The sequence below is a fragment of the Ensifer sp. Root142 genome, assembly GCF_001426785.1.
Taxonomy (GTDB): Bacteria; Pseudomonadota; Alphaproteobacteria; order Rhizobiales; family Rhizobiaceae; genus Ensifer; species Ensifer canadensis.
In genome coordinates this window covers 107,138-127,005 of record NZ_LMFK01000046.1, presented here as the reverse complement: position 1 = coordinate 127,005, position 19,868 = coordinate 107,138, and the positions used below count along the sequence as shown (strand labels likewise).

18 protein-coding genes are annotated in these 19,868 nt (G+C 62.9%); 15 read left to right on the top strand and 3 right to left on the bottom strand.

Features of this window, described 5'->3' with window-relative positions; all coding sequences use genetic code 11:
- The first annotated feature begins 26 nt into the window (after positions 1-26).
- The 9 genes from ASD52_RS31035 (at position 27) to ASD52_RS30995 (ending at position 9,306) form a co-directional block, all read left to right on the top strand.
- Positions 27-3,023 carry a 2-oxoglutarate dehydrogenase E1 component gene (locus ASD52_RS31035; RefSeq protein WP_057221791.1) on the top strand — a complete coding sequence of 999 codons (2,997 nt, stop codon included), beginning with the start codon at positions 27-29 and terminating at the stop codon, positions 3,021-3,023.
- Between the two features lie 63 nt (positions 3,024-3,086).
- Entirely contained in the window at positions 3,087-4,328 is a 1,242-nt protein-coding gene (odhB, locus tag ASD52_RS31030; RefSeq protein WP_057221790.1) for a 2-oxoglutarate dehydrogenase complex dihydrolipoyllysine-residue succinyltransferase, read from the top strand.
- A gap of 66 nt (positions 4,329-4,394) precedes the next feature.
- Positions 4,395-4,784 carry an MAPEG family protein gene (locus ASD52_RS31025; protein WP_057221789.1) on the top strand — a complete coding sequence of 130 codons (390 nt, stop codon included), beginning with the start codon at positions 4,395-4,397 and terminating at the stop codon, positions 4,782-4,784.
- A gap of 118 nt (positions 4,785-4,902) precedes the next feature.
- Complete coding sequence (locus tag ASD52_RS31020) at positions 4,903-5,328, top strand: VOC family protein (protein ID WP_057221788.1); 426 nt, start codon at positions 4,903-4,905, stop codon at positions 5,326-5,328.
- Positions 5,325-5,966 carry a LysE family translocator gene (locus ASD52_RS31015; protein WP_057221787.1) on the top strand — a complete coding sequence of 214 codons (642 nt, stop codon included), beginning with the start codon at positions 5,325-5,327 and terminating at the stop codon, positions 5,964-5,966. The genes ASD52_RS31020 and ASD52_RS31015 overlap by 4 nt, the downstream gene beginning before the upstream one ends.
- A gap of 2 nt (positions 5,967-5,968) precedes the next feature.
- Positions 5,969-6,472: a hypothetical protein gene (locus tag ASD52_RS31010; protein ID WP_057221786.1), complete on the top strand. Its 504-nt coding sequence runs from the start codon at positions 5,969-5,971 to the stop codon at positions 6,470-6,472.
- Positions 6,469-7,221 carry an SDR family oxidoreductase gene (locus ASD52_RS31005; RefSeq protein WP_057221785.1) on the top strand — a complete coding sequence of 251 codons (753 nt, stop codon included), beginning with the start codon at positions 6,469-6,471 and terminating at the stop codon, positions 7,219-7,221. The genes ASD52_RS31010 and ASD52_RS31005 overlap by 4 nt, the downstream gene beginning before the upstream one ends.
- Before the next feature lie 25 nt (positions 7,222-7,246).
- The gene (lpdA, locus tag ASD52_RS31000; RefSeq protein WP_057226438.1) at positions 7,247-8,653 is read left to right on the top strand and encodes a dihydrolipoyl dehydrogenase; all 1,407 of its coding nucleotides are present in this window, start codon (positions 7,247-7,249) and stop codon (positions 8,651-8,653) included.
- 173 nt (positions 8,654-8,826) lie between these two features.
- Complete coding sequence (locus tag ASD52_RS30995; protein ID WP_057221814.1) at positions 8,827-9,306, top strand: DUF2867 domain-containing protein; 480 nt, start codon at positions 8,827-8,829, stop codon at positions 9,304-9,306.
- A gap of 235 nt (positions 9,307-9,541) precedes the next feature.
- On the opposite strand, the gene ASD52_RS30990 is transcribed toward ASD52_RS30995, so the two are convergent.
- Together ASD52_RS30990 and ASD52_RS30985 are read right to left on the bottom strand one after the other, a co-directional pair.
- Positions 9,542-10,621: a TraB/GumN family protein gene (locus tag ASD52_RS30990; RefSeq protein WP_057221783.1), complete on the bottom strand. Its 1,080-nt coding sequence runs from the start codon at positions 10,619-10,621 to the stop codon at positions 9,542-9,544.
- Between the two features lie 97 nt (positions 10,622-10,718).
- Positions 10,719-11,654: a tyrosine recombinase XerC gene (locus ASD52_RS30985; protein ID WP_057221782.1), complete on the bottom strand. Its 936-nt coding sequence runs from the start codon at positions 11,652-11,654 to the stop codon at positions 10,719-10,721.
- A gap of 134 nt (positions 11,655-11,788) precedes the next feature.
- Here ASD52_RS30985 and ASD52_RS30980 point away from each other — a divergent pair, with 134 nt between their 5' ends.
- Complete coding sequence (locus ASD52_RS30980; RefSeq protein ID WP_057221813.1) at positions 11,789-12,712, top strand: GNAT family N-acetyltransferase; 924 nt, start codon at positions 11,789-11,791, stop codon at positions 12,710-12,712.
- Between the two features lie 38 nt (positions 12,713-12,750).
- Positions 12,751-13,887 carry an AAA family ATPase gene (locus tag ASD52_RS30975; RefSeq protein ID WP_057221781.1) on the top strand — a complete coding sequence of 379 codons (1,137 nt, stop codon included), beginning with the start codon at positions 12,751-12,753 and terminating at the stop codon, positions 13,885-13,887.
- Between the two features lie 49 nt (positions 13,888-13,936).
- Here ASD52_RS30975 and fsa read toward each other — a convergent pair whose 3' ends face one another.
- On the bottom strand, positions 13,937-14,590 hold the full coding sequence (fsa, locus tag ASD52_RS30970) for a fructose-6-phosphate aldolase (RefSeq protein WP_025425070.1): 654 nt from the start codon (positions 14,588-14,590) through the stop codon (positions 13,937-13,939).
- A 178-nt stretch (positions 14,591-14,768) separates the two neighbouring features.
- Between fsa and ASD52_RS30965 the strand changes: the two genes are divergently transcribed.
- The 4 genes from ASD52_RS30965 (at position 14,769) to atpA (ending at position 19,861) form a co-directional block, all read left to right on the top strand.
- Positions 14,769-16,973: a primosomal protein N' gene (locus ASD52_RS30965; RefSeq protein ID WP_057221812.1), complete on the top strand. Its 2,205-nt coding sequence runs from the start codon at positions 14,769-14,771 to the stop codon at positions 16,971-16,973.
- A 148-nt stretch (positions 16,974-17,121) separates the two neighbouring features.
- Positions 17,122-17,508 (top strand): hypothetical protein, encoded by a 387-nt coding sequence (locus ASD52_RS30960; RefSeq protein ID WP_057221780.1) that lies wholly within the window; start codon positions 17,122-17,124, stop codon positions 17,506-17,508.
- A 257-nt stretch (positions 17,509-17,765) separates the two neighbouring features.
- Entirely contained in the window at positions 17,766-18,332 is a 567-nt protein-coding gene (locus ASD52_RS30955; protein ID WP_025425067.1) for a F0F1 ATP synthase subunit delta, read from the top strand.
- Positions 18,332-19,861, top strand: a complete 1,530-nt coding sequence (atpA, locus tag ASD52_RS30950) for a F0F1 ATP synthase subunit alpha (RefSeq protein WP_025425066.1) — start codon at positions 18,332-18,334, stop codon at positions 19,859-19,861. The genes ASD52_RS30955 and atpA overlap by 1 nt, the downstream gene beginning before the upstream one ends.
- The last annotated feature ends 7 nt before the right edge of the window (positions 19,862-19,868 follow it).

Sequence of the window (19,868 nt, the reverse complement as noted above, 5' to 3'; positions counted from 1 at the left end):
GCGGACCAAAACGTCCGCGAGAACCCATGGCAAGGCAAGAGGCCAACGAGCAATTCCAGCTCACATCGTTTCTGGACGGCGCGAACGCCGCCTATATCGAGCAGCTCTATGCACGCTACGAAACGGATCCGTCGTCCGTCTCGGCTGAATGGCAGGCCTTCTTCAAGGCGCTGGCCGACAAGCCGGAAGACGTGGTGAAGGCCGCCAAGGGCGCCTCCTGGAAGAAGCCCAACTGGCCGATCGTCGCTAATGGCGAACTCGTCTCGGCGCTCGATGGCGACTGGGGTAGGGTCGAAAAGGTCATCGAGAAGAAGGTCAAGGCGAAGGCGGAAGAAGCCGCTGCCGTCACCGGCACCGCCGTGAGCGCGGCAGATATCCATCAGGCGACGCGCGATTCCGTTCGCGCCATCATGATGATCCGCGCCTATCGTGCGCGTGGCCACCTGCATGCCAAGCTCGATCCGCTCGGCCTTGCTGCCCCGGTCGATGACTACAACGAGCTTTCGCCCTCGAACTACGGGTTTGAGGAGAAGGATCTCGACCGCAAGATCTTCATCGACAACGTGCTCGGCCTCGAATACGCGAGCATTCGCGAAATGGTCGAAATCCTCGAGCGCACTTATTGCTCGACGATCGGCGTCGAATTCATGCACATGTCAAACCCGGAAGAGAAAGCCTGGATCCAGGAACGCATCGAAGGTCCGGACAAGGGCGTCGAGTTCACGCCCGAGGGCAAGAAGGCGATCCTGCAGAAGCTGATCGAGTCGGAAGGCTTCGAGCAGTTCATCGACGTCAAGTACAAGGGCACCAAGCGCTTCGGTCTCGACGGCGGCGAATCGCTCATTCCGGCGCTCGAGCAGATCATCAAGCGCGGCGGCCAGGAAGGCCTGAAGGAAATCGTTCTCGGCATGGCCCACCGCGGCCGCCTGAACGTGCTTTCCCAGGTGATGGCAAAGCCGCACCGCGCCATTTTCCACGAATTCAAGGGCGGCTCCTACGCTCCTGATGACGTCGAAGGTTCGGGCGACGTGAAGTACCACCTCGGCGCTTCCTCCGACCGCGAATTCGACGGCAACAAGGTTCACCTGTCGCTGACGGCGAACCCGTCGCACCTGGAAATCGTCAACCCTGTCGTCATGGGCAAGGCCCGCGCCAAGCAGGACCAGATGGCGACAGTGTTCGAAGGCGACATCATCCCGTTGCGCGAACGCTCAAAGGTCATGCCGCTCTTGCTGCACGGCGATGCGGCGTTTGCCGGCCAAGGCGTCATTGCCGAAATCCTCGGCCTGTCCGGCCTGCGCGGTCACCGCGTTGCCGGCACGGTCCACTTCATCATCAACAACCAGATCGGCTTCACCACGAACCCGGCCTTCTCGCGTTCGTCGCCCTATCCGTCGGATGTGGCCAAGATGATCGAGGCGCCGATCTTCCACGTCAACGGCGACGATCCGGAAGCGGTCGTCTACGCTGCCAAGATCGCCACCGAATTCCGGATGAAGTTCCACAAGCCTGTCGTCATCGACATGTTCTGCTACCGCCGCTTCGGTCACAACGAAGGCGACGAGCCTGCGTTCACGCAGCCGAAGATGTACAAGGTCATCCGCGCCCACAAGACCGTCGTCCAGCTCTACTCCGACCGCCTGGTCGCCGAAGGCCTGATGAGCGAAGGCGAAGTCGAGAAGATGAAGGCCGATTGGCGCGCCCATCTCGAGCAGGAGTTCGAGGCTGGCCAGTCCTACAAGCCCAACAAGGCCGACTGGCTGGATGGTGTCTGGTCGGGCCTGCGTTCGGCCGACAACCAGGACGAACAGCGTCGCGGCAAGACCTCCGTGCCGATGAAGCAGCTCAAGGAAATCGGCCGCAAGATCGCCGAGATCCCGGCCGGCTTCAATGCGCACCGCACGATCCAGCGCTTCATGGAAAACCGCGCCAACATGGTTTCGACCGGCGAGGGGATCGACTGGGCGATGGCTGAAGCGCTTGCGTTCGGCACGCTCGTCACGGAAGGCACGAAGATCCGCCTTTCGGGCCAGGACTGCGAACGCGGCACCTTCTCGCAGCGCCACTCGGTTCTCTACGATCAGCAGACCGAAGACCGTTACATCCCGCTTGCCAACCTCGCGCCGACCCAGGCCCGCTACGAAGTCATCAACTCGATGCTTTCGGAAGAGGCCGTGCTCGGTTTCGAATACGGCTACTCGCTGGCCCGTCCGAATGCGCTGACGCTCTGGGAAGCCCAGTTCGGCGACTTCGCCAACGGTGCACAGGTCGTGTTCGACCAGTTCGTCTCGTCGGGCGAACGCAAGTGGCTGCGCATGTCTGGCCTCGTCTGCCTGCTGCCGCACGGCTATGAAGGTCAGGGTCCGGAGCACTCCTCCGCCCGCCTCGAACGCTTCCTGCAGCTCTGCGCGGAAGACAACATGCAGGTCGCCAACGTCACGACGCCGGCGAACTACTTCCACATCCTGCGCCGCCAGGTGAAGCGCGACTTCCGCAAGCCGCTGATCCTGATGACGCCGAAGTCGCTGCTGCGCCACAAGCGTGCGGTTTCGAGCCTGTCGGAAATGGCCGGCGAAAGCTCGTTCCACCGTCTGCTGTGGGATGACGCCGAGGTCATCAAGGACGGCCCGATCAAGCTGCAGAAGGATTCGAAGATCCGCCGCGTCGTGCTCTGCTCCGGCAAGGTCTACTACGATCTGCTCGAAGAGCGCGAGAAGCGCGGCATCGACGATGTCTACCTGCTGCGCGTCGAACAGCTCTATCCGTTCCCGGCCAAGGCGCTGATCAACGAGCTCAGCCGTTTCCGCAACGCGGAGATGGTCTGGTGCCAGGAAGAGCCGAAGAACATGGGCGCCTGGTCGTTCATCGACCCGTACCTGGAATGGGTGCTGGCTCATATCGACGCCAAGTATCAGCGCGTGCGCTACACCGGCCGTCCGGCTGCGGCATCGCCGGCAACGGGCCTGATGTCGAAGCACATGGCGCAGCTGGCCGCCTTCCTCGAGGACGCGCTGGGGGGCTGATCCTGCCCCCTTGGCGCCGAGCCAATCGATAGAAACAGATATCTGATCAACGGAACAAAAATCATGGCAACAGAAATCCGCGTTCCCACCCTTGGCGAATCCGTCAGTGAAGCGACCGTCGGCACCTGGTTCAAGAAGGTCGGCGATGCCATCAAGGCAGACGAGCCGCTGCTCGAACTCGAAACCGACAAGGTGACGATCGAAGTTCCGGCTCCCTCGGCCGGCGTTCTCTCCGAAATCGTTGCCCTGGCCGGCGAAACCGTCGGTCTCGGCGCGCTGCTCGGCCAGATCGCCGCCGGCGCTGGCGCCGCTGCTGCCGCTCCGGCTGCTGCCGAGAAGAAGGCCGAGCCGGCTGCTGCCGCTCCGGCTGCCCAGCCCGCAGTTGCCGCTGCCGCACCGACCGCATCGTCGATGCCGCCGGCTCCGTCCGCCGGCAAGCTGCTTGCCGAAAACAACCTCTCGGCCGACCAGGTCGATGGTTCGGGCAAGCGCGGCCAGGTCCTGAAGGGGGATGTGCTCGCCGCGGTCGCCAAGGGCATTTCGGCACCGGCCGCTTCCGAGCCGGTCAAGGTCCAGGCCCGCGCGCCGTCGACTACCGAGGACGTCGTTCGTGAAGAGCGTGTCAAGATGACCCGCCTGCGCCAGACGATCGCCCGTCGCCTCAAGGACGCGCAGAACACCGCCGCCATGCTCACCACCTACAACGAAGTGGACATGAGCGCGGTCATGAGCCTGCGCAACAAGTACAAGGACATCTTCGAGAAGAAGCATGGCGTGAAGCTCGGCTTCATGGGCTTCTTCACCAAGGCCGTCACCCATGCGCTGAAGGAAATCCCGGCCGTCAACGCCGAAATCGACGGCACCGACGTCATCTACAAGAACTTCTGCCACATCGGCGTCGCCGTCGGCACGGACAAGGGTCTTGTCGTTCCGGTCGTTCGCGATGCCGACCAGATGTCGATCGCCGAGATCGAGAAGGACATCGGCCGCCTGGGCAAGCTTGCTCGCGATGGCCAGCTCTCCATGGCCGACATGCAGGGCGGCACCTTCACCATCTCCAATGGCGGCGTCTACGGTTCGCTGATGTCGTCGCCGATCCTGAATGCGCCGCAGTCGGGCATCCTCGGCATGCACAAGATCCAGGACCGTCCGGTCGTGGTCGGCGGTCAGATCGTCATCCGTCCGATGATGTACCTGGCGCTGTCCTATGACCACCGCATGGTCGACGGCAAGGAAGCGGTTACCTTCCTCGTGCGCGTCAAGGACAGCCTCGAGGATCCGGAACGTCTGGTTCTCGATCTCTAAGGCAATGACGGGGGCGCAATCGCAGCCCCCTTTTGCTTCTCCGGCCCGTTCTTTCCGGATCCCCTGATGTCGCTGGAACTGACCTACCTGCTCTGGAGTGCCGTGCTCGCCTTCGTCTATGTAATGGCGCAGGCGGGAACCTATAGGCTGCAGAACGGCATCATCGAAGCCGACACCAATCGCGATGTGGCGCCCGAGCCGAACGTCTTGACGGGACGAGCCACCCGGGCGCTGCGCAACTTCCATGAAACCTATCCGGTCTTCATTGCGCTTGCCGTCGTGATCGAGTTTTCGGGTCGAAGCGACGCGCTCAGCCAATGGGGCGCGATGATCTGGTTCTGGGCAAGGGTCGCCTATCTGCCGATCTATATCGGCGGTCTCGGGCTTGTCCGCTCGGCTGTGTGGACGGTGTCTGCCGCCGGGCTCATACTGATGCTGGCAGGTATTCTCGTCTAGAGCGTTTCCGGTTTTAAGCGGAGTCTTGGAAACGCTCGATCTATTTGTTTTTACGCATTTCCTGACGGGAAACCGCTTCGTACTTTTCCTGGAAATGCTCTAGACGGAGGAGCACGACATGGCATTCGGATCCGACGTACCGCCTATCCAGGCACACATCTGCGTCAAGGACGGGTTGGCGGCAATCGCCTTCTACGAGAAGGCATTCGGTGCGGTGAACACGTTCCATCAGATGGCCGAAGACGGCAAGCGCGTGATGCACGCCAACCTGGCGCTGTTCGGCGGCGAGGTCATGATGCACGACGAGTTCCCCGAATTCGGCGGCAGCGTGCTGTCGCCGCTGACCGTCGGCGGCACCGGCGTGGCGATCAGCATCAACCTGCCTCAAGCGGGCGATGTCGATGCGGCCTATGTCCGGGCCATGGCGGCCGGGGCATCGACAGTTCTGGAGCCGCAGGATACGTTCTGGCAGGCGCGTTATGCGCGCATCAGGGATCCCTTCGGCCACGTCTGGGCCTTCAACGCACCGGTCGCACAATCATGAGCCAATATCTTTTCGAACTCGCATCGCTGATGGCGATCTTCACCTTCGCCATCGTCTCGCCCGGCGCCGATCTGGCGATGGTCATGCGCCAGTCGATCGTCCATGGCCGCCGTCAAGCGATCATCACATCCTTCGGTATCGGCAGCTCGCTGATGTTCCACGTGACCTATACGATCCTCGGTCTCGGGCTGATCATTTCGCAGTCGATCTATCTGTTCAACATCGTCAAATGGTGCGGTGTGGCTTACCTGATCTATATCGGGATCAAGGCGCTGCGGGCCGGCCAGACGGAGATTTCGGTCGACGCCGCACCATCAGGCGAACCGGCAAGGAGCCAGTCCGCGATCAAGGCGTTCGGCCTCGGCTTTGCGGCAAATGCGCTCAATCCGAAAGCGGTGTTCTTCTTCCTGTCGATCTTCTCGACGGTCGTTGGCGCCCACACGCCGATCATGATCAAGTTTGGCTACGGGCTGGTGATGGCAACCTGCCTCATCCTGTGGTTCGTTGGCGTCAGCCTGTTCATGACCACGCCGCGCATGCGCGCCGCCTTCACCCGCGCCAGCAAGTGGATCGACCGCACCAGCGGCCTGGTGTTCATCGCGCTCGGCCTGAAGCTCGCGACCGAGAAGGCCGTTTGATCATGGTCATTGTCCGTTCTCTGCTCGTCGCTGCACTCGGCGCCGTGGTCGCCACGCCGGCGCTTGGCCAGGAATGCAGCCAGGCGCGCGCCATCTATGGCGACCGCGACGGCGCCTATGAGCTGCGCTTCGAGCCGGTGGGATCGGAAAGTGCGGTGACAAGCAATCTTTTCAAGATCGCGGTTCTGAAACCGGGCCTGTTGCTCGACGGTGTCGTCATGCCTTCCGGCGAGCCGGAACGCGCGACCGGCATCGTCATGCACAAGTGCCCCACCGGTGACGTCACCGGCGAAGAGCTTCGCAAATGCACCGTCTGGCAGGGGCCTGTCTATTCCGTCGGCAAGACGGGTGCGATCGACGCGATTCCGGCCGAAACCGCGCCGGCTGCACACCAGATCCTGCTGCCGGATTTCGGCCCCGCCCTTCGCGCGTCGAGCGCCTGGGGCAAGGGCAAGGCCGAAACAGACAGCTGGGACGCCTTCACTCTCAAGGGGTGCGCCGAATGAGTGCTGCGCCCGTTGTTCTCGTCACCGGCGGCAGCCGTGGCATCGGGGCAGCTGTCTGCCTCGGCGCCGCCAGAGCCGACTGGTCCGTCGTCGTGAACTACGCATCGAACGCCGAGGCGGCAGATGCGGTCGTGGCCACGATCCGGAAGGGCGGCGGCTCGGCGATCGCGGTCAGGGGCGACGTCGGGTCCGATGCGGACATCAAATCGATGTTCGCCGCCGTCGACAAGGCTTTCGGCCGGCTCGACGGGCTGGTCAACAATGCCGGAATCGTCGGCCCGACCCAGCGCATCGACGAAATGTCGGTTGAGCGGCTCGAGCGGATGTTCCGCATCAACGTGACCGGTTCGATCCTGTGCGCGGCAGAAGCCGTTCGCCGCATGTCGACGCGTCACGGCGGCAAGGGCGGCGTGATCGTCAATATCTCGTCGGTTGCGGCCGAACTCGGCTCCCCGGCGCAATATGTCGACTATGCCGCCTCGAAGGGCGCGATCGACACGTTCACGATCGGTCTTGCGCGCGAAGTCGCCACCGAGAGCGTGCGCGTCAACGCGGTTCGCCCCGGCATCATCGACACCGAAATCCACGCGTCCGGCGGCCTGCCGGACCGGGCACGCGATCTCGCGTCAACCATCCCCGTCCAGCGACCCGGCACGGCCGAGGAAGTGGCGGATGCGGTTCTTTACCTCCTGTCCGATAAGGCGACTTACGTGACGGGAGCCATTCTCAATGTCAGCGGCGGACGGTAACCGTCCCTGAAGGAAGGATAATCCAATGGCTTATGATCTCATCGTTATCGGCAGCGGCCCAGGCGGCTATGTCTGCGCTATCAAGGCGGCACAGCTCGGCCTGAAGGTTGGCGTCGTCGAAAAGCGCGCCACCTATGGCGGCACCTGCCTCAACATCGGCTGCATTCCGTCGAAGGCCCTGCTGCACGCTTCGGAAATTTTCCACCAGGCCGGCCACGGCCTGGATACGCTCGGCGTCGAAGTCGACGCGCCGAAGCTCAACCTCGAAAAGATGATGGCGCACAAGGACGCGACGGTTAAGTCCAACGTCGAGGGCGTTTCCTTCCTGTTCAAGAAGAACAAGATCGACGGCATCCAGGGCACCGGCAAGGTGCTCGGCCAGGGTAAGGTCTCGGTGACCAACGACAAGGGCGAAGAGCAGGTTCTGGAGACGAAGAACATCGTCATCGCCACCGGTTCCGACGTTGCCGGCATTCCGGGCGTGTCGGTCGAGATCGACGAGAAGGTGATCATCTCGTCCACCGGCGGCATCGCGCTCGAAAAGGTGCCGGCGAACATGATCGTCGTCGGCGGCGGCGTCATCGGCCTCGAGCTAGGCTCGGTCTGGGCCCGTCTCGGCGCCAAGGTGACCGTGGTCGAATATCTTGACGCGATCCTCGGCGGCATGGACGGCGAAGTCTCCAAGCAGTTTCAGCGCATGCTCGCAAAGCAGGGCATGGAGTTCAAGCTCGGTGCCAAGGTGACCGGCGTCGTCAAGGACGGCAAGGGCGCCAAGGTGACGTACGAGCCGGTCAAGGGCGGTGACGCCGTGACGCTCGATGCCGACGTCGTTCTGATCGCCACCGGCCGCAAGCCCTACACTGACGGTCTTAGCCTCGCCAAAGCCGGTGTCGTCATGGACAAGCACGGCCGCGTCGAGATCGACAACCATTTCCAGACGAGCGTTGTCGGCGTCTACGCCATCGGCGACGTCGTGCGCGGCCCGATGCTGGCGCACAAGGCCGAAGACGAAGGCGTTGCTGTTGCCGAGATCCTCGCAGGTCAGGCCGGCCACGTGAACTACGACGTCATCCCCAGCGTCGTCTACACCCAGCCGGAAGTCGCTTCCGTGGGCAAGACCGAGGAAGAACTGAAGGCTGCAGGCGTCGCCTACAAGGTTGGCAAGTTCCCGTTCACGGCCAACGGTCGTGCGCGGGCGATGCAGGCGACCGACGGTTTCGTCAAGATCCTCGCCGACAAGGAAACCGACCGCGTTCTCGGCGGCCACATCGTCGGCTTCGGCGCCGGCGAGATGATCCACGAGATTGCCGTTCTGATGGAATTCGGTGGCTCGTCGGAAGATCTCGGCCGCTCCTGCCATGCACATCCGACCATGTCGGAAGCGGTCAAGGAAGCGGCGCTGTCGACCTTCTTCAAGCCGATCCATATGTGACGATTTGGCAGGGGGCTGCGACAAGCGGCCCCCTGTCTTGCGCCGACATTAGGCGCGATCATCGACCCCATGCGCTTGCGACGGAAAGCCGTCGCTCTTGGCAATTGCGCAATTCCCGGGAAAACCGTTTCACCAGTTTCCTGGAATTGCTCTCGCTGCCGCCACGAGGGATCATGAAACCTAGACCCGCCACCGTTCTTTTGCCGAGCCCGCATCTGCCGGATGCCGATTGGGCTGATCGTTTCGAGCTTGCCCTGAACGGAAAGGGGCTGACGGCGATCGAGGTGGCCGAGCGCTCGCTCGGCAATTCTCCCGCCTGGGTTCGCACCCTGCTTAAGCTTCGCAACCGGGTGGTATCGGTGGCCGGCCTCAAGTCGGAGGCGCCTTCACCGGGCAAGCTTGGCCTTATCGGCCCGTTTCCGGTGCTGTCTCGAAGCGACGACGAGGTCGTGCTCGGCTTCAACGATGCCCATCTCGATTTTCGCATCGTCGTTGACGTCAGGGCGGGATCGGCCGTCAACCAGATCATCGGCATGACGACACTGATCCGGCGTCACAACACGCTCGGGCGCGTCTACCTGGCGGCAGTCATGCCGTTTCACAAGGTCATCGTGCCGACGCTGCTGGCGGGCGCAGCGAGCCCACGTGGCTGAGCGGCATCACCGCCCTCTGTCGAGGATAGAGACCGATCATGCCGCGCGGCAGACTTCGGGACCGGCTCTTGTGTCAATACTACGGCGCCGCGCGTCTTGTTAGACGCGTAAAGGTCGCTTTAGCACTTTGAATTGCTGCATGTTTTTATCCTTAGACCGGATACGATTTCAGGAAGCATGCAGTCGCTTGAAGACGGAAGGCGCCCGTGGCCGGCATCCCTGCCGGCCGGTTCCGTCAGTTGGCGCGGGTGACCGAGAAGCCCTGGCGCTTGAGCAGTTCGACCAGGCCCACGTCGCCGGCAAGATGCAGGGCACCGACCGCCATGAAGACGTTGCCGTTGCCGAGGATCGGCTCGGCGCGTGTCGCCATCGTCTTGTTGCGGTCGATAATGATGCGCTGTTCGAAGTCGGCGTAGCCGGCGTCTTCGCTTGCCACATCTTCGGAAACGGCCTTCATCATCGGCATGATCATGCCGGTGTCGCCGGAGAGGTAGAGGTCGGTGGTGGTGGCGAGCACGTCGTCGATCGTCTTGCCGAGGGCGAGCGTCTCGATGAGGGCGCGCAGGTGCAGTTCGGTCGGCAGCGAATCCATCGCGGCCAGCTGCTCGATGAGGGTTTCAAGCCCCTTCAGCGTCTTGCCCTGGCTGACGGCGTCTTCAGCGAGCTTCATGTCGAGGAACGATGCGCCGGCCGCCTTGCGCGTCATCTCGCAGGCCGGCAGCGCGACGAAGCTCGCAATCATCCAGGGCTTCATCTTGGCAACCAGCGTCAGCGGTATGCCGCGCTCCTTGAGGCCGCGTTCGAGCCGCTCGCGGTCTTCAGGGTTGAGAAAATCGTTGATGGTCTTGTTGTCGGCAAACATGGTGAGGTCGGGCCGCATCAGGATGGCGGCGGCCGACTTCTTCTCGTCGATGATCTCGTCCGATTCGACGATGACGGTCGATGCCGTGGCGAAGGCATCGGCGGCACCCGTTGGCATCGCCAGTACGCGCGGATCGGTGACATGCATGGTGCCGAGTAGCCAGGAGGGGGCGATGCCATCCTTCTCGATCTTCCAGAATATGCCCTTGCCGTTCGGGATGGCGTCGGCTTCGGCTTTCAGCCTGGCGAGTTTTGCGGGGTCGGCTTTTTCGAGACCGGTGATGATGTTCGTACCGCCGCAGACGGCTTCGGCCGCGGCGTGCGCCTGCGAGATCGAGGCGACCATCGCAATGAGGCTGGCCGCGAGCAGCAGATGGATAAGCGCGATCAGCCAGAGGGCCATATCGGCGGCCCTGGCCGCGAGGTTACGGGCGGGCTTGGCGATCGAATACATGATCACTTCCTAATGTTCTGCCGAGTCTAGCGGACCCTACGCTTCGTCGGTCACGGCTTCCTTAATAGGTATGGTTAACCTGCCCCTCCGCCCAAATTCAGGCGCGCGGATGAGCCCGGTCGTAGATCTCCAGCAGCCGCGTCGAGTCGACGCCGGTATAGACCTGTGTCGTTGACAGGCTGGCGTGGCCCAGCAGCTCCTGGATAGTTCTGAGATCGCCGCCGCCAGCCAGCAGATGCGTGGCGAAGGAGTGGCGCAGCGCATGCGGTGTGGCCGTGTCGGGTAGGCCGAGCGCGCCGCGCAGCTTCTGCATCTCGCGCTGGATGATGGCCGGCTGAAGTTTCGCCCCGCGCGTACCGCGGAACATCGGCTCGTCGGCGCCGGCATGGTAGGGGCAGAGCTTGAGATAGGTCGCGACCGCGTCGCGCGCCACAGCCATGAGCGGCACGATGCGGGTCTTGCCGCCCTTGCCGGTGATGCGCAGCGAGGATGGCGTGCCGGCGAAATCGCCCGGCGTCAGATCGAGCGCCTCGGAAATGCGCAAGCCGCAGCCGTAGAGCAGCGTCAGCACGGCGGCGTTGCGCGCGGCCACCCACGGCTCTTCGGCAAGCTGCGCATCCGTCGTGACGACATTGAGCGCCTCGCGGTCCGTCAGCGGCTTAGGCAGCGATTTCGGCTGCTTCGGCGAACGGACGGCCGCGGCACCGGCGGCATTGGCAAGTCCGCTGCGTTCGAGATAGCGCAGAAAGGAGCGCAGGCCGGCTAGGCCCCGGCCGAGCGTGCGCGCGCCCGCACCGCCCTTGCGACGCTGGGCGAGAAAGCCGCGGAGGTCGGCCGGCCGCAATGTGCTGATGTCTGAAAGACGGGGCGGGCCGGCGAGATGGCCGGTGAGGAATGTGAGGAATTGTCGCGTGTCGCGCTCATAGGCGTCGACGGTATTGTCGGACAGGCGGCGCTCCTGCAAGAGCCCTTGCAGCCATCTCTGGCGCTCTGCAAGCAGGTCTGGATGGCCGATGACGAGCAGCTCGTTCATTGTCGCTTTCCAAGGTGGTCGGTCATCGACAATGCCCTGATGCCTCTTATGTTTTTGCTAACGTAGCCTTGGATTTTGTCATCCTTCGATCATATTGAGTTGCGATGTTCAGCCGCAAAGAATCGGATGAAACCATGGCGGGACGGGATTCGGTGAACGGATTCGCGCATTTTGCTGAAGTGATCGCCCTGGTCTCGCAAGGGCAGCCCGGCCACATCGTCGATACACTCATTGCCGAACGCGGCCAGAGGATCGTCAGGAGCCCGATGTGGCCCGTTCTCCGGCCCTTTCTCCACACGCTTCTGAACTACCGAAAGGCGCTGGAATTCGCTGACGCCGTGGCCAACGTGCCGGGCTTCCATGCCTTCGAGCATCTGAGTTCGCTTCTCTCACTCGACGTGCGTGTCGATAGGGCTGAGCGCATTCCTGATAAGGGCGGGTTCCTGCTGGTCAGCAATCATCCGACCGGGATTGCCGACGGCATCGCCGTCTTCGATCTCCTGAAGACGCGGCGGCCGGACATGATGTTCTTCGCCAACCGCGACGCGATCCGCGTCAACCCACGTTTCGTCGAGATGGTCATTCCGGTCGAATGGCGAGAGGAGCACAAGAGCAAGCTCAAGGCCCGTGAAACGCTGCAGGTGACCAACCGAGCGATCGGCGAGGGCAAGGCGACGGTGCTGTTTCCCTCCGGCCGCATCGCCTACTGGGCCGATGGCCGTCTCAACGAGCGGCCGTGGAAGACGTCGGCCGTCGGCTTTGCGCGCAAATACGGCCTGCCGATCCTGCCGGTTCATATGAGCGCGCGCAATTCCGGCCTGTTCTACTGGTTTGCCAAGTGGTCGACCGAACTGCGCGACATGACGGTGTTCCACGAGTTGCTCAACAAGAAGGGCGACCTCTTCGATTTCCGCATCGGCAATCTCATTGCGCCGGAGGCTCTGGACGGTGACGCTGTCGACGTGACGAAGGCATTGGAACGGCACACGGTGTCCGAACTGGCGCGCGACGCCGATGCGGTGTTTCGGCCGGCTTTGCGCGCTGCCGTTGCCTGTTGATCCCTTCATGTGATGGCGGGAATGCGCTAAGCAGAACCATGCTGCTTCGTTCGATGTTCGCCGAAAATTACCGTTCCCTGAAGTCGATCCGCATGGATCTGACCGGTGTCAATTTGTTTATCGGCGAGAACGGGGTGGGCAAATCCAACCTCTACCGCGCGCTGCAACTGGTGCAGGCGGCTGTGCGCGGCAACCTTGCCCATGAGATCGCCAAGGAGGGCGGCATGTCGTCCGCACTCTGGAGCGGTCGGCGACGGGCCGACAAACCGGCGCGCATCCGGCTCGAGACGGAGTTGATGGACGAGGAGCGGGCCATCACCTTCCGCTACCGGATAGAAGCGGGACTGCGCCCGCCAAAGGCGGCCGCAGGCTTTGCCTATGAACCGCAGGTCAAGGAAGAAGAGCTGAGCGTCGAGACCGGACGACGTCCGGTGACGATGATGAAGCGCGCCGGTCCCGGCATCTTCGTGCGCGGCGACCGCGGGCGGATGGAGGACTATCCCGAGCAGGCGCTACAATCGGAGACGGCGATCGCGCTGTTGGGCGATGCCGGGCACTATCCTGAGATTGGCAGCTTCCGCCGGGCCGTCGATCAATGGCGCTTCTTTCACGGCTTCCGCACCGATCGCGATTCACCCCTGCGCCTGCCGTGCCTTGCAGTCACGGCACCGATGTTGGACGAAGACGGCACCAACATGGCGGCGGTCTTCGCGACGCTGCGCCATACCCGCGAAGACACCGTCGATCTCGACCGCGCCATCGCCGATGCATTTGGCGGCGCCTATCTGGAGGTGCCGCATCCCGGACAGTTCGCCGAATTCTCGCTCGTCTTTCCCGATTTCCCGCAACGGCCGTTTTCGACGCGCGAACTGTCCGACGGGCAAATGCGGTTCCTGGCGCTTGCGGCAGCGCTGCTTTCCTATCGCCGCCCGCCCTTCATCGCGCTCAACGAGCCGGAAACCAGCCTGCATCCGGATATGCTGCCCGCGCTCGCCGACATGATCGCCAGCGCCTCGCGCGACAGCCAGATCTGGATCGTTACCCATTCGGAGCGGCTGGCCGGTGCCATCCGCGAGCGCTGCGGCGTTCGCGCCCGCCGGGTGATCCGCAAGGACAGCGCCACCTGGATCGACGGTATGCGGCTCACTGGCCTGATGGACGACGATGACGCATAAAATAGGCCCCGCATCGCTGCGGAGCCTTCGAATCTTTATCGCGAAAAGATCAGGCGATCTTCTGGCCGGTCTTCGCCCAATCGGCGAGGAAGGTTTCGAGGCCCTTGTCGGTCAGCGGGTGCTTGACCAGCGCCTTCAGCGTTGCCGGCGGTGCGGTGACGACGTCGGCGCCGATGAGCGCGGCTTCCTTGACGTGGTTCACGGTGCGGATCGAGGCGGCGAGAATTTCGGTCTCGTAGCCGTAGTTGTCGAAGATGTGGCGGATTTCGCGGATCAGGTCCATGCCGTCGAACGCGATGTCGTCGAGGCGGCCGACGAAGGGCGAAACGAAGGTCGCGCCGGCCTTGGCGGCAAGCAGCGCCTGGTTGGCCGAGAAGCACAGCGTCACGTTGGTCTGATGACCGTCAGACGTCAGGGCTTTGCAGGCCTTGAGGCCGTCAAGCGTCAGCGGCAGCTTGATGCAGATGTTGTCGGCGATCTTCGAAAGAACGGCCGCTTCCTTCATCATCTCGGCGTATTCGGTCGCGGTCACTTCGGCCGAAACCGGGCCTTCGACGATGCCGCAGATTTCCTTGGTGACTTCGGTGATGTCACGGCCCGACTTGAGGATCAGCGAAGGGTTGGTGGTCACGCCATCAAGGAGGCCGAGATCGTTCAGCTCACGGATTTCCTTGACGTCGGCGGTATCAACGAAAAATTTCATGGGGTCACTCCCTTGGGGCACGATTGCCGTTCGGGCGCATATCTACCGGGAGGAATTCCTTTGGCAGAGAACGCGCGCGTTGAAACTCTGGTGGAACCGTGAGAAACCCTGCGCCGGCAAGGCTGCGGTTCGCAGCGCAGTTTTCTTTAACCGAAACACGTGGCAAGGTCACGGCAAAATGACTCGCGATTCAACCGATTTATTCGGGCCTGTTTCCGGCCGTCGTGTCGTGCCAGTTCTGGTGCCGATGCCGGCCTCGAAGGCCTATTCCTACGCGGTGCCTGATGGCATGGCGGTCGAGCCCGGCTCGATCGTCCAGGTGCCGCTCGGCCCCCGTCTGGTCGTGGGCGTCGTCTGGGATGGCGACGACGATGGCAGCGTCGATCCGAAGAAGCTGAAGGCGATCGAAAAGGTCTTCGACTGCCCGCCGTTGACGCCTGACATGCGCAGTTTTCTCGATTGGGTGGCGACCTATACGGTGACACCGCCGGGTCTGGTGGCGCGCATGGCGTTGCGTGCGCCAGCGGCCTTCGATCCGGAACCGATGGTGGAGGCCCTGCGGCTGACCGACATGCGCCCCGAGCGCATGACGACGGCCCGCGAGCGCGTCATCGCTGCTGCCGGCGATGGTTTTGCCTGGACGCGCTCAGGCCTTGCTCACGCGGCCGGCGCGTCGTCGAGCGTCATCGACGGCCTTGCCCAGCAGGGCGTCTTCGAGACGGTCTTCATGGCGCCGCCGCCTGTAGTGGCGGCTCCCGACCCGGAATTCGCCGCCCACCGGCTCGAAGGACCGCAGAAGGATGCGGCTGCCGACCTTTTGGCCGCTGTCGAGCAGGGCGGGTTTTCGGTGTCGCTGATCGACGGCATCACCGGCTCGGGCAAGACCGAGGTTTATTTCGAAGCGATCGCCGCGACGCTCAGGGCCGGCAAGCAGGTGCTGATCCTGCTGCCCGAAATCGCCCTGACTGCGAGCTTCCTCGAACGCTTCCAGGATCGCTTCGGCAGCAAGCCGGCCGAGTGGCACTCGGATCTCGCGCCGCGGACGCGCGAAAAAGTCTGGCGGCAGGTGACGACCGGCACGGTGCGCGTGGTCGCGGGTGCCCGCTCGGCGCTGTTCCTGCCGTTCGAGGAACTGGGCCTCATCATCGTCGATGAAGAACACGACCCCGCCTACAAGCAGGAGGATCGGGTGTTCTACAATGCCCGGGACATGGCCGTCGTGCGCGGGCGCATCACCGGCTTTCCCGTGGTGCTGGTTTCGGCAACGCCATCGGTCGAAAGCCGGGTCAATGGCGAGGTTGGTCGCTATAAACCGATCCATCTGCCGACCCGCTTCGGCGATGCGGCGCTGCCGCGGCTCGGCGTCGTCGACATGCGCCAGCATCCGCCGGCGCGCGGCGGGTTCCTGTCGCCGGTTCTCATCAACCAGATCGGCAAGGCCGTCGAGCGTGGCGAGCAGGCGCTGCTGTTTCTCAATCGGCGCGGTTATGCGCCGCTGACCCTTTGCCGCGTCTGCGGCCATCGCTTCCAGTGCCCGGACTGTTCGAGCTGGCTCGTGGAGCATCGCTTCCGTGGCCAGATCCAGTGCCACCATTGCGGCTATGCGGAAAAGACGCCTGAGGCCTGCCCGGAATGCGGCACCTTCGATCACCTCGTTGCCTGCGGTCCGGGTGTGGAGCGCATCGCCGAAGAGGTCGAGCGCCATTTTCCAGAGGCGCGCACGATCGTGCTCTCCTCCGATCTGATGGGCGTGAAGCGCCTACGGCTGGAGCTGGAGGCGATTGCGCGTGGCGAAGCGGATATCGTCATCGGCACGCAGCTTGTCGCTAAGGGCCACAATTTTCCGCTGATGACGCTGGTCGGCATCATCGATGCCGATCTCGGGCTTGCCAATGGCGATCCGCGAGCGGCGGAGCGCACGTTCCAGCTCTTGTCGCAGGTGACCGGGCGCGCCGGCCGAACCGGTTTGAAGAGCCTCGGCTTGCTCCAGACCTACCAGCCGCAGCACCCGGTGATGCAGGCGATCGTCTCGGGCGATGCGGATGCCTTTTACGACCGCGAGATCGCCGAGCGCGAAAAGGCGCTGCTGCCGCCGTTCGGCCGGCTGGCGTCGCTGATCGTATCGGCCGATACGCGACAGGATGCCGAGACCCATGCCCGCGGACTTCGAAGTGCAGCGCCGCGCACCGATGGCATTTCGATCCTCGGTCCGGCCGAGGCGCCGCTGGCGCTGATCCGTGGCCGCCATCGATTTCGGCTGCTGGTGCACGGGCGCCGCAACAGCGACATGCAGGCCTTCGTCAAGGCGATGATTGCCGCCGGCCCGAAGGAGCGCGGCTCGATCAGCGTCCAGCTCGACATCGATCCCCAGAGCTTCCTGTGATCGAAAGTTTCCTGTGATCGTGGCTGCGATCGGATCGTGGGCGATTCACAACCGCTGCGACATGCGCTAGAGGTCAAGAAACGCATCGTCCCAAGGCATGGCCTGAAGGCGAGGCGATCGAGATCGGCGCTCATCTGCGGGAACGGGCATGGAGTTCTACATTCCGACGGAAACCGGCGAATTCCTCGCCTTCTGTGCGGCAGCGGTCGCGGCGCTGATCGGTGTCGTCATGCTGTTTGCGCCGCGGCTTACCTTTCGCGCCGCCGGCATCGGCATTGCCGAAGGCCGCCGTGGCGGTCTCGCCGAAGCGCGCTCGACCATGGGGGGCATGCATGCCGGCCTTGGCCTTGCCGCCATCCTCCTGGCGCAGCCGATGGTCTATCTCGCCGTCGGCGCCGCTTTTGCGCTCGCCGCCTTCGGCCGCATTCTCTCCATGATGAGCGACAACGGCGGCACGCTCTACAACTGGGTGGCGCTCCTAGTGCAGGGCGCACTTGCCATTCTTCCGCTCGCTTATGTCTTCGGAATGATCTGACCGCCGCCCTCGCGTTTTCGCGATTCACATCCTCAGAAACCAATTTACGGCAAAATTCGGCCAATCCGGGTCGACTTATGCCGCATTCCTGCCGTTCGCGTGTTGCGAGTCCAAACATCCTATGCTAGACGAACCGCGAATTGCGGGGGAAGTGGGTCGCCAGGCCTCGATATCCTGCAAATTATTGCAGCAAATTCAAAACGTTAAGTTGACGGCTCGCCGCGACCACCGTTCTTGGATGAAATTGAGAGAAGCTTGTGCCCGTGGCAGACACATCCCAGCTTATTTCCGGTGTTGCAGAAAGGTATGCGTCCTCGCTTTTTGACCTCGCTCTCGAAGCGGGTTCCGTCGAGGCGGTCGGTGCGGATCTTACCCGCGTCCAGGCCCTGATCGACGGCAGCGATGACCTGAAGCGGCTGATCGTAAGCCCCGTCTTTTCTGCCGACGACCAGTTCAAGGCCATTTCGGCGATCTCCGCCAAGGCCGGTATTTCTGGTCTCGTCGGTAACTTCCTCAAGGTTGTTGCACGCAATCGCCGCCTCTTCACGCTGCCGGGCATGATCAAGGCGTTTCGCCTGATCGCCGCGCGCCACCGGGGTGAAATCTCCGCCGACGTAATGTCGGCCCATGCGCTCACTGCAGCGCAGGAAACTGAATTGAAGGCGACGCTCAAGAGCGTCACCGGCAAAGACGTGACTGTTAACGTCACCGTCGACCCGTCTATTCTTGGAGGTCTGATCGTCAAGGTCGGGTCCCGCCAGATTGACACCTCCCTTCGCACCAAACTCTCTACCCTTAAGCTTGCACTGAAAGAGGTCGGCTGATGGATATCCGCGCCGCGGAAATTTCCGCAATTCTTAAAGATCAGATCAAAAATTTCGGCCAGGAAGCAGAAGTCTCCGAAGTCGGCCAGGTGCTTTCCGTCGGTGACGGTATCGCCCGCGTCTACGGCCTCGACAATGTTCAGGCAGGCGAGATGGTCGAATTCCCGGGTGGAATTCGCGGCATGGCGCTGAACCTCGAAGCCGACAACGTCGGCGTCGTTATTTTCGGTTCGGACCGTGACATCAAGGAAGGCGACACCGTTAAGCGGACCGGCGCCATCGTGGACGTTCCGGTTGGTCCGGAACTGCTCGGCCGCGTCGTCGACGCGCTCGGCAACCCGATCGACGGCAAGGGCCCGATCAACGCCAAGCAGCGCTCGCGCGTTGACGTCAAGGCTCCTGGTATCATTCCGCGCAAGTCGGTGCATGAGCCGATGTCGACCGGCCTCAAGGCCATCGACGCCCTCATCCCGGTTGGCCGTGGCCAGCGCGAGCTCGTCATCGGCGACCGCCAGACCGGCAAGACCGCGATCATCCTCGACACGATCCTCAACCAGAAGGCCATTCACGACAATGGTCCGGAAGGCGACAAGCTGTATTGCGTCTACGTCGCAATCGGCCAGAAGCGTTCGACGGTTGCCCAGTTCGTGAAGGTTCTGGAAGAGCGTGGCGCTCTTCAGTACTCGATCATCGTTGCTGCGACCGCATCCGACCCGGCTCCGATGCAGTACCTCGCACCGTTCGCCGGTTGCGCGATGGGCGAATACTTCCGCGACAACGGCAAGCATGCCCTGATCGGCTACGACGACCTGTCGAAGCAGGCCGTTTCCTACCGTCAGATGTCGCTCCTGCTGCGCCGCCCGCCGGGCCGCGAAGCTTACCCGGGCGACGTTTTCTACCTACACTCCCGCCTGCTCGAGCGCGCTGCAAAGCTCTCGGACGACAATGGTGGCGGTTCGCTGACGGCTCTGCCGGTCATCGAAACGCAGGGCAACGACGTTTCCGCGTTCATTCCGACCAACGTGATCTCGATCACCGACGGCCAGATCTTCCTTGAAACCGACCTGTTCTACCAGGGCATCCGTCCGGCCGTTAACGTCGGTCTGTCGGTTTCGCGCGTCGGTTCCGCCGCGCAGATCAAGGCGATGAAGCAGGTTGCCGGCTCGATCAAGGGCGAACTCGCTCAGTACCGCGAAATGGCGGCCTTTGCGCAGTTCGGCTCCGACCTCGATGCTGCTACGCAGCGTCTGTTGAACCGCGGTGCACGCCTGACCGAACTCCTGAAGCAGCCGCAGTTCTCGCCGCTGAAGACGGAAGAGCAGGTTGCTGTCATCTTCGCAGGCGTCAACGGTTACCTCGACAAGCTGCCGGTCAATCAGGTCGGCAAGTTCGAGCAGGGCCTGCTTTCGTACATGCGTTCGGAAGGCAAGGACATCCTGGAAACCATCCGCAAGGACAAGGCGATCTCCGACGACGTCAAGGGCAAGCTGAAGGCTGCAATCGACAGCTTCGCCAAGTCTTTCGCCTGAGCGGATT